13 protein-coding genes and 1 pseudogene are annotated in these 15209 nt (G+C 37.9%); 10 read left to right on the forward strand and 4 right to left on the reverse strand.

The window, feature by feature from the left end; all coding sequences use genetic code 11:
- The first annotated feature begins 136 nt into the window (after positions 1-136).
- The 5 genes from I5435_RS07495 (at position 137) to I5435_RS07515 (ending at position 5847) form a co-directional block, all read left to right on the forward strand.
- A complete protein-coding gene (locus I5435_RS07495) occupies positions 137-904 on the forward strand; it encodes a heptaprenyl diphosphate synthase component 1 (protein WP_024364287.1) in 768 nt (255 codons plus the stop codon).
- 16 nt (positions 905-920) lie between these two features.
- Complete coding sequence (locus I5435_RS07500; RefSeq protein WP_024364286.1) at positions 921-1625, forward strand: demethylmenaquinone methyltransferase; 705 nt, start codon at positions 921-923, stop codon at positions 1623-1625.
- Positions 1626-1644: 19 nt separating this feature from the next.
- Positions 1645-2619: a heptaprenyl diphosphate synthase component II gene (gene hepT, locus I5435_RS07505; protein WP_337983517.1), complete on the forward strand. Its 975-nt coding sequence runs from the start codon at positions 1645-1647 to the stop codon at positions 2617-2619.
- 86 nt (positions 2620-2705) lie between these two features.
- Positions 2706-3122: a nucleoside-diphosphate kinase gene (gene ndk / locus I5435_RS07510; protein ID WP_024364284.1), complete on the forward strand. Its 417-nt coding sequence runs from the start codon at positions 2706-2708 to the stop codon at positions 3120-3122.
- 1216 nt (positions 3123-4338) lie between these two features.
- A complete protein-coding gene (locus tag I5435_RS07515) occupies positions 4339-5847 on the forward strand; it encodes an SH3 domain-containing protein (RefSeq protein ID WP_337983518.1) in 1509 nt (502 codons plus the stop codon).
- 289 nt (positions 5848-6136) lie between these two features.
- Here I5435_RS07515 and I5435_RS23145 read toward each other — a convergent pair.
- The 4 genes and pseudogenes from I5435_RS23145 to pssA form a co-directional block, all read right to left on the reverse strand.
- Positions 6137-6738 (reverse strand): annotated as a pseudogene (locus I5435_RS23145) (ABC transporter transmembrane domain-containing protein).
- 117 nt (positions 6739-6855) lie between these two features.
- A complete protein-coding gene (locus I5435_RS07530; RefSeq protein WP_337983519.1) occupies positions 6856-7416 on the reverse strand; it encodes a GNAT family N-acetyltransferase in 561 nt (186 codons plus the stop codon).
- A 25-nt stretch (positions 7417-7441) separates the two neighbouring features.
- The gene (locus I5435_RS07535) at positions 7442-7915 is read right to left on the reverse strand and encodes a DedA family protein (RefSeq protein WP_337983520.1); all 474 of its coding nucleotides are present in this window, start codon (positions 7913-7915) and stop codon (positions 7442-7444) included.
- The gene (gene pssA / locus I5435_RS07540; RefSeq protein WP_337983521.1) at positions 7902-8441 is read right to left on the reverse strand and encodes a CDP-diacylglycerol--serine O-phosphatidyltransferase; all 540 of its coding nucleotides are present in this window, start codon (positions 8439-8441) and stop codon (positions 7902-7904) included. Before pssA ends, I5435_RS07535 begins: the two co-directional genes overlap by 14 nt.
- Before the next feature lie 145 nt (positions 8442-8586).
- Here pssA and I5435_RS07545 point away from each other — a divergent pair, with 145 nt between their 5' ends.
- From I5435_RS07545 to I5435_RS07565, 5 genes are all read left to right on the forward strand, one after another.
- Positions 8587-9408 carry a MerR family transcriptional regulator gene (locus tag I5435_RS07545; protein ID WP_337983522.1) on the forward strand — a complete coding sequence of 274 codons (822 nt, stop codon included), beginning with the start codon at positions 8587-8589 and terminating at the stop codon, positions 9406-9408.
- 171 nt (positions 9409-9579) lie between these two features.
- On the forward strand, positions 9580-10758 hold the full coding sequence (locus tag I5435_RS07550) for a DUF418 domain-containing protein (protein ID WP_337983523.1): 1179 nt from the start codon (positions 9580-9582) through the stop codon (positions 10756-10758).
- Positions 10759-11526: 768 nt separating this feature from the next.
- Complete coding sequence (locus I5435_RS07555) at positions 11527-12675, forward strand: thiolase family protein (protein WP_024364277.1); 1149 nt, start codon at positions 11527-11529, stop codon at positions 12673-12675.
- A gap of 14 nt (positions 12676-12689) precedes the next feature.
- The gene (locus I5435_RS07560; RefSeq protein WP_337983524.1) at positions 12690-13457 is read left to right on the forward strand and encodes a 3-hydroxyacyl-CoA dehydrogenase; all 768 of its coding nucleotides are present in this window, start codon (positions 12690-12692) and stop codon (positions 13455-13457) included.
- Between the two features lie 124 nt (positions 13458-13581).
- A complete protein-coding gene (locus I5435_RS07565; RefSeq protein WP_337983525.1) occupies positions 13582-15207 on the forward strand; it encodes a long-chain fatty acid--CoA ligase in 1626 nt (541 codons plus the stop codon).
- Positions 15208-15209 lie beyond the last annotated feature (2 nt).

Genomic DNA, 15209 nt, shown 5'->3' on the forward strand with positions numbered 1-15209 from the left:
GTTCTACTGCCCGTTCGTGTTGGTGAAAGCAAAAACTTTTTATTCCGAATCGATGCTTATGCTATAATGACTCAGTAAGCAAGCGTTAAGTCATGTTGATGATGAACGTATTTGAAAGTGAAATGGAGTAAGGTCTATGAATGCAACATACATTCAAAATTCAATTGCACAGTTAAAAACAGAGATTTTCATGGATGTTCGTCATAGAACTTTGCAAAAATACACAGGAGCGCCTGTGCTTGATGAAAATCAACTGTTTTACTTGTTAGTGCCCTTCTTGAATGGAGAAGAGTGGCAACAAGAGCAAAGGGAAGCTGCAATAACTGTTGGAATTGTATATGCAGCGTTAGCGGCACATGATCATATAAAAGAATTAGATGCCACTTCAAAGGAACAGCAGCTAACCGTTTTGGCTGGGGATTTTTATAGTGGCCGGTATTATGAAATTTTAGCAATGTCGGGAAATGTCGCATTAATTCGGAATCTATCACAAGGTATCGTGTCACGTTGCGAACATCAAATAAAAGTGTATGAGGCAAAACAGCGTACAGTGGAACAATGGTGTTCTTCAATTAGCAATATCGAGTCAGGTTTAATTGCGAAATTTTTTGAGCTTTATGCATTGCATCATTATATTCCAATAATGGAGAAGAGCTTATTGATCTTACGATTAGAAAGAGAATGGGCTATGTATCAACGTGGACAAAAATCATTGATGAGTAAAGTGCTGGAACAAAGTGCATTACAGACAGGCGCGACCTTCAATAGCGTCTTACAAGATAAAATTGCCCGCTTAAAAACAGAGCTGTTGCAAGTAATAGCACAAGCATCATTTTTACAAAGTGATGTGAAACAAGCTCTACAAGCACGTGTAGATGCATCGATTGCTTCTACAAACGGATAAGAGAGGTTTTTCTAAAATGGCTAAATCAAAAGAAGAGCACGTTCACGAAGTATTTGAAAGTATTTCTGAAAGCTATGACAAAATGAATGGTGTAATTAGCTTCCAAATGCATGTAGGCTGGCGCAACGATACGATGAAGCGCATGGCTGTCAAGCCTGGATCGAAAGCGCTAGATGTTTGTTGTGGCACAGCTGACTGGACAATTGCACTAGCTGAAGCAGTTGGAGAAAGTGGCGAAGTTAAGGGACTGGATTTCAGTCATAACATGCTGCAAGTGGGCGAAAAAAAAATAACGCCTTACCCACAAATTGAACTGATACAAGGAAATGCAATGGAATTACCATTTCCAGACAATACATTTGATTATGTGACAATTGGTTTTGGTCTACGCAATGTTCCTGATTATTTACAAGTGTTAAAAGAAATGAATCGTGTTGTAAAACCGGGGGGCATGGTTGTATGTTTAGAGACATCTCAATCAGAAATACCTGGCTATCGACAACTATTCCGTTTTTATTTTAAATATATTATGCCGATATTTGGTAAAATTTTTGCGAAAAGTTATAAAGAGTATTCTTGGTTACAGGAATCTGCAAATGATTTCCCAGGTATGAAGAAGCTAGCGGCAATGTTTGAACAGGCAGGTTTAGAAAAAGTAACGTACAAAGCATACAGTGGCGGTGCTGCGGCAATGCATATGGGCTTTAAAAAGGTACGTTAATGGGGGAAGGTTTTCAAGCGTGGAAAAGATGAAGTTAAAACTACTCTATTCCGATTTGAAGTCAGATATTGATATCATCGAACAAGAATTAGAAAAAGCGGTGAATTCGTCTTCGCATTTAATTAACGATGCTTCTCTCCATTTATTACAAGCTGGTGGCAAACGAATCCGACCAATCTTTGTGTTGCTTGGCGCAAAATTTGGCGATTATGATATCGAAAAGATGAAAAATGTGGCTGTGCCTTTAGAGCTCATTCACATGGCGTCGCTAGTGCATGATGATGTGATTGATGATTCCGATATGCGACGAGGACGTCCAACTGTCAAATCCCAATGGAATAACAGAGTAGCAATGTACACGGGCGATTTTATTTTTGCACGTGCACTTGAGTACATCACAAAGCTAGAGGATCCACTTGTTCATCAAATTTTGGCACGTACAATGGTAGAAATTTGCAATGGCGAAGTGATACAAATTGAGGACAAGTTTAGATTGGATCAGGGCTTAAAGGATTACTTCAGACGTATTAAACGAAAAACGGCATTACTTATTTCTTCAAGCTGTGAGATTGGTGCAGTGGCAGCAGGTGTTGATGCAAAAACAGTAAGCCATTTGAAACGCTTTGGCTACTTTGTTGGTATGAGCTTTCAAATAATCGATGATGTATTAGATATTATGGCGACAGATAAAGAATTAGGGAAGCCAGCAGGTAGTGACTTATTGCAAGGTAATATTACCTTGCCGATTTTGTTATTAAAAGATGATCCACAAATGCAACCTTACTTAGCAAAAGTGTTTGCAGGGACATTAACGGAGCTTGAGCGCCAAAATATGTTGCAATATGTGCGTAAATCTGACGCAATTAAACAAGCTAATAAAATGAGTGATAAGTATTTGAAAAAAGCTTTACAAGAAATAGATGCTTTACCAAAACATCCAATTAAGAAAAAGCTTCGTGACATCGCTTTGTTTATGGGCAAGCGTAAATTCTAGCTTTTTGTTGTGCTAAAGCTTATTTTTTGTTAATATTTATCGGTAGGTGTAAAACCTGTTAGACGAATTTAAGGAGTGTTTTAAACATGGCAATCGAAAAAACTTTTTTAATGGTTAAGCCTGATGGCGTAGAACGACAAGTAGTAGGTGACATCGTTGACCGTTTTGAACGTCGCGGTTTTGTATTAAAAGGCGCTAAATTAATGGTAATTCCTCAAGAATTAGCTGAAAAACACTATGCTGAGCATGCTGAACGTCCATTCTTCGGTGAATTAGTAGACTTCATCACTTCTGGTCCAGTATTCGCTATGGTATGGGAAGGCGAAAACGTAATCAAACTTGCACGTACAATGATGGGTGCTACGAAACCAGAAGAATCTAACCCAGGTACAATCCGTGGTGACTACGCTACAACTGTATCTCACAACATCATCCACGGTTCTGACTCTCTTGCATCTGCAGAGCGCGAAATCGGTTTATTCTTCGGTGAAGATTTAGTTTAATTCGCACTTCTTAAGAAGCATAGCGAAAAAAAACTACGAATAGAACTCAATAAAAAAATCATCTATTTTTCCGATGTGACTTTTACCTTCTAACAAAAAAATGTTAGGGGGTTTTTTGTTTGTTCAAATCTCTCAATAAAGTGAAGAACGCAAACATTGATTTAAGCTTTTTGACTAGCAAAACTGAAATAGAACACCAAAGAAAGCAATGGTGAAAAAAAACAATAACTCAATAGTTAAAATGGATTCTTTTGATGAGTTGGACAACAAAAATATAACAATTCAATACGCGACACAAATTTTAAATCAACAGTGGTGACTAAGTGGATTAAGACCAAGGACAATTGATAGGTATAACTATAATTTTAAGCGTTTTGTTGAGGTAACCGAAGTTGAATATCTACATAAAATTAATAATGAAAAATTGATCAATATTTGTGAAGGACATTTCTTTATATGGTCGTTTAAGCCGTTTTAAGCAAGTGTTACGATAATGGCTGGATATACTTAAAGTTTTGCACAAACATCAAAATAAAAGTAAATTCAAGCGTTAAGGAAGCTGCTACAGAAAAAGAGTTAGCATTAGTGTTATTGCTTTTGGATAAATCAACCATGGGGTTGCGTTTTATTTTTTATTAAAACATTATTATCGTTATTGACCTGATAAATAATTTCTTCAGTATTTAAACATATGAACAAAGATTCCCTCAATTCAGTTGAATTAATGGGTGTGTAGAAGTGCGAGATTATAAAATAGATTATGATGAGATTGCGGTAGCCTATCATTAAGCTGGTGTGCTTTTCTATATGAATAGATTAATGAATAAATATAAAGCGACAAAGCGAACACAAGCTCATGGTGGTAATAAGGCGTGTAACAAAGTGCTATTCTTTCAACTTTGAGTCAGCCAGCTTACAACAACAATGGTAGCAAGCTTATAGAGTCCTTTAACGAGCTTGCAAGAGTTGATAGATTTTGCTTGGGCTTGTTTCAATGGACGTTAGGAAGCTTACCTATTTCATAACAATCACTATGTACAAACTTTTCACTGAATTAAAATTAAACAATATATGTTTGAGCTATCATTTATCATTCTACTATGTTAAATTAAGGAATAAATGACTAATACCTCTATCTCAAATATTGGGTTTATGATAACATATATTTGAATCTTTTAACTTTAAATACTTATGAAAGGAAGTGTAATAATCATATATGAAAAAGATATTGAAACCATTGATTAGTGTTATTGCCATTGGTACCCTCTCTCTATCTATAAACATCGATAAAAATGTATTCGCTAATAATATTGAAAATACATGTGCGTATAATTCGACATCGAAAGTAAACCCTGATTATTCCACAATGAACTGTTTGTTAACTGAAACAGCACTGAAATATGATGTTCCTCCTGAAATTGTGAAGGCAATAGCGGAAGGTGAAAGTGGAAATTGGCGTCATTTTGATAAGAATGGTGAAGCAATTGTGACAGCTGATAATGGAATAGGCATTATGCAAATTACAAATCAAGCAGGCTACAACCAAGATAGACTAAAAAGCGATATTGTCTATAATATTCAAGCTGGTGTAGAGACGCTAGATAATATGTTTAAGCGAAAGGATTTACCTAGCATCAACGGTGGAGAAAGAGATGTACTGGAACATTGGTACTTCGCTATCATGGCTTATAACGGTACTAAGCCAGTAAATAGTCCAATTGTTCAAGCAACTGGTGAAAGAAATACCAATGCCTATCAAGAAAGAATTCTCAGTATTATTAATAAATTGGAATTAATAGACTTAACAGAGCTGCCTTTTTCACGTGAACATTTTCAATATGACTCTAACAGCAGGGAAAATATTAAATTTTCAACGATGAACTATGACTTTGATTTACCATTAACAAAATCTAAGTATTATTTTGAAAAAAATCAAAAAGTTAGTGCAATAACGAATGTAACAATTAGGACAAGACCTACTACGGATAGTCCTTCTTTGGGTACTTTACGTGAAGGTGAAATTGTTACCATTTCAGGTCCTTTTGAATATGAAAAAGTATCAACGAAGAAAAACCATTTTGTGTGGTATCCTGTGAAAAGAAGTGACGGGACAGAGGGCTATGTAGCATCAAGTTATTTAAACTACTCAGCTGCAACACCAACACCTCCAGTAACACCTCCCGCAACGGGCAACATTGATGTATCAAAGTTTGCTGATTACAATGCAAACCAATACTGGGCTGAGGATTTTAAGTGGGCAGTCAACATCGGTATCATCAGTGGATACCCAAATGTGAAAAACCCATCAACAGGTAAGTACGAAAACTTACTTAAACCGTACACGAACTTAACGGAAAACCAAATGTTATCTATCCTATTCCGTTACTTCAAACCATCAGAACTAGCTTCAACGAAAGCTAATACTTCATGGTATGGAGACGTAAACTACCAACTGGCTACAAAATACTCTCTACCAGTCCTAGGTGCAAACACAGCATCCAAACAAGCCATTGCAGGGAAGGATATCACACGAGGTAACTTCGCTCGTATCTTAGCTTCAATGCATTATGGTAAGACTGTATCTCAGTCAGAGGCTATTAAATTCCTTCGTGATAATGGTTTAACAACTACTAAAACAAATGAAGAGTTTAAACCAAATGATTCTCTAGCAAGAGCGCACACAGTGGCATTCTTCCACCGTTACGAACAAATATTCAATAACTAAATTGCTACTTACAAGTGAAAAGGTGACTATAAAATTTTATTTATCTATAATTATTTTTACAACAACAGAATATAATGTTACACATTATGATTGTTCAAGACGGTACCCAAAAGGGTTTCGTCTTTTTATTTTATTAGCACTTTTCTTCCTATTCCACAATCGGGCCATATTGTTGAATAACGTTCTTTTATGAAATGCGCCAAACGAAGGTTTGAAATTTTAAAGTCCCCCTAAATAAAATCTTAATGATTAAATACTCTTTGAAAAACGATTCGATTTTGTCTTTCACCTACATAATTTTTGATAACCTTCCTTGAAATTTGGTTGCCTCATAGAAATCAATAGCTCCTGCATTTATAGATGTAGTTATATAATGTATTTTAAAAGAAGAGAATACTAGATGAATGTTGGATAAAATACGCCCTAAACGTCCACTGAAGAATGCTAGCTCATCTTGATTTGCTTTCGAAATAGCGTACATTTTTTCACCTAATGGATATATCACAAAAATCGTTAGTGGGACTGGAATGAGTAACAGCAGTATCATTTTCCAGTCAATCCATAGCAAAAAAACAACGGCACCAAGAATTGCGAAAAGCCCTGATACAAAGGACACGACTGCTCAGTCACAAATTCCTTCAAGACATTTGTATCCTGCGTAATCCGACTCATCGTTTCGCCTGATTCATGCGCATCATAATACGATAAACGTAAATGTAGCATATGGTCCCACACTTCTGTACGTAAATTTGCGACAACCTTTTCACCTAAGTGACGCATCATATAAAACGGAACAGCACTTAATATCGCCTGTACAATTAAAATTGCAATGACTGGTAGCAGCGACTTCACTGCAAAGCCAGATGCTGAAATTTGATTAATCAGCTTCATCGTTAGCAATGATACAGCAAGCCCTGCTTAAGCTAATGATAACTAAAAACACTAATCGACCCTTCGCGATTTAACTGCGATTCATCAGTGTCCAAAGCTGTGACACCTTGCCCTGCATTACGTTTCACTACTCGCTTTCGTCATAACCTTTTCAAAACGGAAAAACTCATATTCTTCATCAGATTCAGGCTCTTCACCTTCAACGTTCGGACCTGGATTTCCTCGGTGATAGAATTCTACAATGTGAAATCCACACTTATTCACGTAAAAATGAATATTACGTTTTTCAAAGTACGGTGTGTGTAGTTCCCATACTTTCGTCTCTGGGAACGCTGCTTCTATTGTCTGCCACGCCTTTGTCCCAAGACCTTTGCCGTGTGCATTAGCCTTTGTATAAAGGAAGTCCACTTCGTTTCGCTGCGTGTCGTTATTAATTTTTAAGACAACCCCACCGATTCTTTCGCCGTTTTGAACAAGTTGGCGCACGACCGACTCATTTGCAGTAAGCGAATGCTCGAAATCCTCATCAGACGGGAGTAGTCCCATTTCAGTTGGTTTTTGTGCCTCAAATAAACTATCTTGTAACCCTTTCATGAACGCCTCTTGTAATTCTTCTTTAAATATTGTTAGATCTTCTTTCAGTACAGGTGCTAATGTTATTTGTTCTTGTGTTGTCATTTATATAAATCCTTTCTATCTTTGATTAAAAAATTCGCCCGATTGTTAGAAACAGTAGACTCCATAGTAAAGCACTTATCCCTGCATATAACATGTATTTTTTTAGAGATATATACGACATCCCACAAAGATACCCTGCAACGTGTCGCATACCAGGAATAAAATAGCTCACAATGATGGCAGGGGCGCCGTATTTTTCAATCCAGTTCGCCACATTACTATTCCATTTCCGAGATAGTCTAAACCATTTCCCAAGCCAATCCAGCAACGGACGGCCAATCTTATTACCAAGTACATAGCTCACCAACATACCAATAAGGGAGCCACTAAACACCGCTAACAGTGAAAAGCTATAATGTAATAAGCCGATTTTCGTAAAATAACCGACAAGTAATACCATCAATTCATCAGGAATCGGTAGGCTAAATAGTCCGAGAGCAAGTATAATAAATATTGCTGTATACCCATAATTTTCAATTAACTGATCAATGAACGTCATGAACTTCTTCCTCATTTTTCTTTATTTTCTTAAAGTGAGGGAATTTCAGATGGCTCACCATTAACCAAGCAAGAAAACATGTACTTACTGCTAATAACCTCGGTGACATAAACGATGTACCTAAAAATAACCCAATGGCTGCTACTGGAACAGGTAGTCCGACAAACGTTGGTAAATTATTTTGCATCGCATTAAATCGGGCTATGCGAAGCACCGCACCGATACTATAAAGCAGAGCAACTCCTAAACCAAATTGCCCAAACTGTGTTAAAACAAGTTGATATGCTAAAATCGCTGGTGCAACCCCAAATGTCACAATATCTGAAAGTGAATCTAACTCTTTTCCAAAGGAGGAAACAGCATTCAATTTTCGTGCTGTCCATCCATCGAATAAATCAAATAATAAGCCTAAACTAATACAGGCAATTGCAATATCAAATTTTTGTTCAAAAACGGCGTATATCGCTAGTACCCCACAAGCGAAGTTACAAAGTGTCAGCATCGTAGGTAATAGCTGCTGTCGCATCAAACCATCTCCTCTCTTACTTTAAGACAGTGAATCCAACTCTTACGTAAGTTATGGCTTGTCTCATGTATAATTTCGTGTTAACTTCACAACAAATAGTGTAAAGTGTGGATTGACTCCAGAGTAAAGAAAGAAGTGAAAAGTAATGAAAAAAACGACCGAAAAAACATTTTCCACTGGCGAGTTTGCCAAGCTGCTTGAAATTAACAAGGATACGTTACTGTATTACGATAAAATTGATTTATTTAAACCAGCAGGAACTCACAATAATGGTTATCGTTATTACACGTTTGAACAGTTCGAACAATTCGTAGCCATTCAGTCACTACGTGCAGTTGAGCTACCGATTAAAGAACTCAAAACGTATTTTGATGCACCTAATATCCAATCGTTACAACAACTAGCAATGGAACAGTACGAAAAAGTCGCATTAGAAATTCAAAAATTGGAGGATATTCAGTTTTTCCTTGAACGTACAGTTGCCCTAACAAAGGAGATGGGGGAAATTTCATTCGGTGAAGTCTTAGTGAAGCAATTACCAGCCGAACCCGTTGTGTATAGCGAGGAGAAAATAGATTGGACGGTATCAATGGAACAACTGTATGAACAATCTAGCCAATTTTTAAAAAGGCTCGGCGTTAAAAGTACGGCGGCATACGGTGTAGTTTATCCGAAAGAAGACTTTATGAAGGTACGGCCTGCAGTAAAAAGCTACCTCTTTTGTCGCCTAAACGACTCTTCAGCGAAAATGAAGCCAGCAGGATATTATGCAATCATTTATCATCAAGGAACTTATGAAGAAATCGCAGAAACGTATGATACGTTACTCAATTATTTGGAAAAGGCGCAATTCAAATTGGACAGTGATATATACGAGGAATATTTCCTACATTCCATTGCAGCAAAAGAAGAAAAGGATTATATTACAAAAATTAGTGTAAAAGTAAAATCGCGTGAGGTGAGTTAGCAACGTCTTTAAAGTTTGTTATACGTTACGTCTATCTTGATGGATAGGCGTTTTTTTTTCACCCCTCAAAAAAAATCTTGAAACACCCTTTACTCTAGAGTTACTCCATACTTTACACTCACGATTAGTCGTTATCATAACGACCGATACTTTTTTACTGGAGGCACAAAAATGACACAAAAGTTTACCCCCTTACCCGAAAAAAGTCGAACAATTTCTATTGATGTTCTACGAGGATTTGCATTACTTGGAATTTTGCTAGTCAATATGCCTACATTCCATAGTCCGTTTCTTTACTTAGATTCATTTACATATTGGCCAAGTAAAATGGATAAATTTTTTCAAGGAATCGTTGACTTATTTGCACAAGCCAATTTTTACCCACTGTTTGCCTTTTTATTTGGCTACGGGGCAATGATTATTGCAGACCGTTCACAAGTAAAAGGGATTTATTTCCCTGCTTTTTTTGCCCGTAGACTAGCAATCCTATTAATAATTGGCTGTATACATGCCTTTCTTATTTGGAATGGTGATATTTTAATCACGTATGCTATTACAGGTTTTTTCTTTATTTTGTTTTATCGACTAAGTGGTCAAATGTTGTTACGTGTTGGCGTTGTGATTTACTGTATTCCCGTTTTATTTACAACGTTTTTATCAATGCACTCTCAAGAACATTTTAGTGAAAATGTAGATGCTGTTCAGACATCGATTCAAAACTATAGCAGTGGTAGTGTTTTAGAAATTTTAAAACAGCGGGCTACTGATTGGGCATATATGAATTTAGAAATGAGTGCTGTTACACTTGGAATTGGTGTTTTAGGACTTATGTTATTAGGTGCGGCATTTGCGAAGTTACGATGGCTTGTTGATGTCGACAACCACAAACGCTTATTGATTGGTTTACTAATAACTGGACTTATTTTTGGACTTGGTGCGAGAATAGCTTCTTCCTTTTATATGGATAGCCTGTTCCTTGTGATCATGCAAGAGCAATTTAGTGGTGCATTCATCGCATTATTTTACATGATAGTGATTGTATTATCGACACAAACGACAATTGGGCAAAAGCTATTAAAACCATTCGCGAATGTGGGACGTCTATCGATGAGTAATTATCTACTTCAGTCTATTGCCATGACGTTCATTTTTTATAGCTACGGATTGGGTCTATACGGCAGTATTTCCTATACAGTTGGCTTTGTCTTAGTATTTGCGTTCTTTATCTTTCAAACACTTTTAAGTAAATGGTGGATGACACGCTTCCAATACGGGCCTATTGAATACATTTGGCGTTGGGGGACATATGGGCAAAAGCCAACGTTCAAAAAACAAAAAATGCCTTATTAACTTAAATTATGTAATATAGCGATTCAAGGTAAGATGACGATAAAACATATTCAATTCTATGTTTATCGTCTTTCACATTATTTGAGTAATTTTAAAAAATCCTGATATAAAATATACCTAACTTGAAGTTAATTCTGTCTATTATAATGATGTTGATTTTATTGAAATGGAAGTTTATAAAGGCAGGGTTACTTAGGGGCTTTAGCAAAAAAAACGTTATTCCACAATCGGACGCGATTCTGTAACAAGAATCAGAGCTCATTTTCATTAGAGGGCAATTTGTAAAATGTGCAGTCTTTTAACAAATCTAAATGAGAAAGATTGCAAAATAAAATAGTACGCCACTAAATTAAAGCATTTAGTAATGTGCATTTTTATTAAAAGTGTAACATTATAAGCTAAACACTATTAAATAAGACTTTATGTACAATTACTTGTACTTAATCTTACAGAATGGTCATCTTTTCTTTTTTATGTTTAATAAATCCTTTCTTGACACACTTGGAGAAAGCATAACAATGGAAGGCTCATAATAAGTGACAAAATAGCTATTGAAAGACATATGAATTTACAAACTTTCCATCTGTTTTGGCTGTGAGTGCAATCCTTATAAGCTATAACTTTTTTTAGATAAATGCTATAATATTCAGATAATTTGTTGCTAGTAAATAGTTTTATAAAGCGGTATATATTTTCTAGCAAGCAAATAAACTTAAACGTAATGCATTAAGGGGAATGACAGAAACGTTTTAGAAAAGGGGTAGTGATATGAGAGAAGTAGTAATAGTAGCAGCTGTTCGTACCGCAGTTGGACGTAGTAAAGGCGCTTTAAAGGATGTACGTGCAGATGATTTAGCAGCAGATGTATTACAAGAAGTAGTAAAGCGTGCAGGGATTGACAAGGGTCAAGTGGAGGATGTTATTTTCGGCTGTGTGACACAATCAGGTGAGCAAGGTGCAAATATTGCCCGCACAGCGTTATTAATGGCAGGCTTCCCAGAGAAAGTTCCTGGCGTCACGATTGATCGACAATGCGGTTCTAGCCAGCAAGCTGTGCATTTTGGCGCACAAGCTATCTTAGCAGGTGATATGGATACTGTCATTGCTGGTGGTGTAGAAAGTATGACAAGGGTGCCAATGTTTTCAAATATGCAGAGTGCCCATAAAGGCAAACGCTTACAAGAAAATTATACGATTATTCATCAAGGGCTATCAGCTGAGAAAATGGCGGCAAAATGGCAATTTTCAAAAGACCATTTAAATCATTTTGCTTATGAAAGTCATAGGCGAGCTTTAGCAGCCATTGAGGCAGGTCTTTTTCAACAGGAAATCATGCCTGTCCATCTCACACAAGAAGACGGAACGGTTACCATATTTAATGTCGATGAAGGGCCTCGAGCAGATACCACTATGGAACGATTAAATAACTTAAAAACCGTCTTTCAAGAGCAAGGGGTTATTACAGCCGGTAATGCAAGCCAAATGAGTGATGGGGCATCGGCTGTCGTGCTGATGTCGTTAGAAAAAGCACAAGAGCTTGGCATTCAACCGCTTGCAAAAATTGTTACACGCGTTGTGGTAGGCTCTGATCCGACGCTTATGCTTACGGGTCCAATTGAAGCTACAAGACAAGCCTTGAAACGTGCAGGACTGACAATTGAAGAGATAGATACGTATGAAGTCAACGAAGCCTTTGCTCCTGTGCCACTTGCTTGGTTACATGATATCGGTGCAGACCCAGCAAAGCTAAATCCAGATGGTGGTGCTATTGCTTTAGGGCATCCATTAGGAGCAACGGGTACGAAGTTGTTAACGACAATGGTATATCGGATGCAACGTGAAAATTTACGCTATGGTCTCATTGCTATATGTGAGGGTATGGGTATGGCAAATGCCACAATTATTGAGAAAATGTAAAGGGGTTGTGTGGGATGAAATGTCATGAAGTTGTAGCGATTGTAACAGGTGGTGCATCAGGTTTAGGGGAGGCAACTGTCCGGAAAATTGTTGGAGAAGGTGGTAAAGCTGTTATTTTTGATGTCAATGATGAGAGAGGGCAGACACTTGTGCAAGAATTAGGTGATAGTGTCCGCTATGTTCGTGTTGATGTGACACAGGAAGCGGATGTGGCAGCGGGCATTGAACATGCGATAGCAACATTTGGACTGATTAATGTAGCTGTTAACTGTGCAGGGATTGCGGATGCGAGTAAAGTCATTTCAAAACGAGGTGTCCATGCACTTGAGTTATTTTCGAAAGTGATAGCTGTCAATTTAATTGGGACATTTAACGTTATTCGTCTTGCAGCCGAACAAATGCAGCATAATAAGCCTGATGAAGATGGGCAGCGAGGCGTTATGATTAATACAGCATCTGTGGCTGCATTTGATGGTCAAATTGGACAAGCGGCTTATAGTGCCTCAAAGGGTGGAGTAGCGGCGATGACATTGCCAATTGCGCGCGAGCTTGCAGCGTTAGGAATACGAGTAATGACAATCGCGCCTGGGCTAATTGAAACGCCGATGTTTGCGTCGCTAGCTGAACCAGCTCGTACAGCACTAGCAACTATGACACCATTTCCTAAACGTCTTGGCAAACCATCCGAATATGCATTGCTTGTAGAAAGTATTATTCATAATGTTATGCTTAATGGCGAGGTCATTCGCCTTGATGGTGCGATACGCATGCAACCGAAATAATAAAATTGAAGTACTTATGATGTAAAAGAATAGTCATCAATAAAAACGAATGTTTTGTAGCAGCGGTCAGCTTCGGTTTAATTAGGGCGTGATAAACGTCAGGATAATGAAAGGGAGCGATGTTATGCATATGATGGATACACCTTTACTACTGACAAGTTTTTTAAGTCGGGCAGAACGATTCTTTCATGCGAAGAAAATCTATTCGCGTACAAGCCCTACAACGATTCATGAGTTTACTTATAAAGAGTTTGCTATTCGTACTCGTAAATTAGCGGATGCTTTAACAACACTAGGCATGGACCGAGGTATAAAAGTGGGTACTTTTGCTTGGAATCATCATCGTCACTTAGAGGCATATTTTGCCGTACCGTGTGCTGGTGCAGTACTGCATATGATTAATATTCGCTTGGCGCCTGAGCATATCGTGTATGTGATAAATCATGCAGAAGATGAAATTTTACTTATTGATGAAAATCTAGTTCCTGTCATTGCACCAATCGTGTCCCAGCTTAAAACAGTGAAGTATTTTATTGTTATGGGGGATGCAGTGGAATTGCAAAACTCGCCATTACCCAATGCGCTGTCTTATGAAGAACTACTTGCAGAGGCAAGTGGTGATTTTGAATTTCCAGACGATATAGAGGAGAATGCACCTGCTGGCATGTGCTATACAAGTGCAACAACAGGTATGCCAAAGGGTGTTGTCTATACACATCGGAGCATTGTTCTTCATAGCATTACAGCTGGGCTGTCTGATAGCATCGCGATATGTGAACGTGATGTCGTGTTACCGGTCGTCCCAATGTTTCATGCCAATGCTTGGGGCTTACCGTTTGCTAGCGTGTTATTTGGGGCTACTCAAGTACTACCTGGACCGATGTTTACACCGCAGCTATTAGCGGATTTAATTGAACAGTACAAAGTAACATTAACAGCGGGCGTTCCAACGATTTGGCTTGGTGTGTTACAAGCGCAACGTCAACAACCACGTGATTTATCGTCGTTACGTTCGATTATTTGTGGTGGCTCTGCATCGCCCATTGGTCTTGTGCGCGGTTTTGAAGAAGAACAAAAAATTCCGTATTTTACGGGCTACGGTATGACCGAGACATCACCACTTGTTAGCTTATCGACCTACTTATCACATATGGAACACTATACGACAGACGAAAAAATGCACGTTCGCACAACGCAAGGGATCACGATGCCACTTCTTGATATGCGAATCGTTAATGAACATGGTGAGGTACCGTGGGACGGCAAGACGATGGGAGAAATTACAATAAGAGGCCCTTGGATTGCTAGTGAATATTATAAAGATGAGCGCACGGCAGAAGCTTTTAAAGATGGGTGGCTATATACTGGAGATATTGCGGTGATGACCCCTGATGGCTATATTAAAATTACAGATCGTACAAAAGACTTGATTAAGAGTGGTGGGGAATGGATTTCATCTGTGGAGCTTGAAAATGCCTTAATGACACATCCGAAAGTGTTTGAAGCGGCCGTGGTGGCCATTCCACATGAGAAATGGTTGGAACGTCCGCTGGCATGTGTCGTTCCTAAGCCTGAATATAAAGATTCCATTACGAAGGAGGAACTGCTCGATAGTTTGCGTACACAGTTCCATAAAACGTGGATTCCCGATGATGTTGTTTTTTTAGATGAAGTGCCGAAAACATCCGTTGGCAAATTTATGAAAGCTAAGTTAAGGGAAAATTTAAAAGATTATCGTGTGAAAATTTAACA

The organism is Lysinibacillus sp. C5.1 (assembly GCF_016350185.1).
GTDB lineage: Bacteria > Bacillota > Bacilli > Bacillales_A > Planococcaceae > Lysinibacillus > Lysinibacillus sphaericus.

Bases quoted from the DNA above. Each gene is read 5' to 3' on its own strand.
- I5435_RS07555 (WP_024364277.1), top strand. From the start codon at position 11,527: ATGAGAGAAGTAGTAATAGTAGCAGCTGTTCGTACCGCAGTTGGACGT.
- I5435_RS07560 (WP_337983524.1), top strand. From the start codon at position 12,690: ATGAAATGTCATGAAGTTGTAGCGATTGTAACAGGTGGTGCATCAGGT.
- I5435_RS07550 (WP_337983523.1), top strand. From the start codon at position 9,580: ATGACACAAAAGTTTACCCCCTTACCCGAAAAAAGTCGAACAATTTCT.
- pssA (WP_337983521.1), bottom strand. From the start codon at position 8,441: ATGCGACAGCAGCTATTACCTACGATGCTGACACTTTGTAACTTCGCT.
- I5435_RS07530 (WP_337983519.1), bottom strand. From the start codon at position 7,416: ATGACAACACAAGAACAAATAACATTAGCACCTGTACTGAAAGAAGAT.
- ndk (WP_024364284.1), top strand. From the start codon at position 2,706: ATGGCAATCGAAAAAACTTTTTTAATGGTTAAGCCTGATGGCGTAGAA.
- I5435_RS07495 (WP_024364287.1), top strand. From the start codon at position 137: ATGAATGCAACATACATTCAAAATTCAATTGCACAGTTAAAAACAGAG.
- I5435_RS07500 (WP_024364286.1), top strand. From the start codon at position 921: ATGGCTAAATCAAAAGAAGAGCACGTTCACGAAGTATTTGAAAGTATT.
- I5435_RS07535 (WP_337983520.1), bottom strand. From the start codon at position 7,915: ATGACGTTCATTGATCAGTTAATTGAAAATTATGGGTATACAGCAATA.
- I5435_RS07515 (WP_337983518.1), top strand. From the start codon at position 4,339: ATGAAAAAGATATTGAAACCATTGATTAGTGTTATTGCCATTGGTACC.
- I5435_RS07545 (WP_337983522.1), top strand. From the start codon at position 8,587: ATGAAAAAAACGACCGAAAAAACATTTTCCACTGGCGAGTTTGCCAAG.
- I5435_RS07565 (WP_337983525.1), top strand. From the start codon at position 13,582: ATGCATATGATGGATACACCTTTACTACTGACAAGTTTTTTAAGTCGG.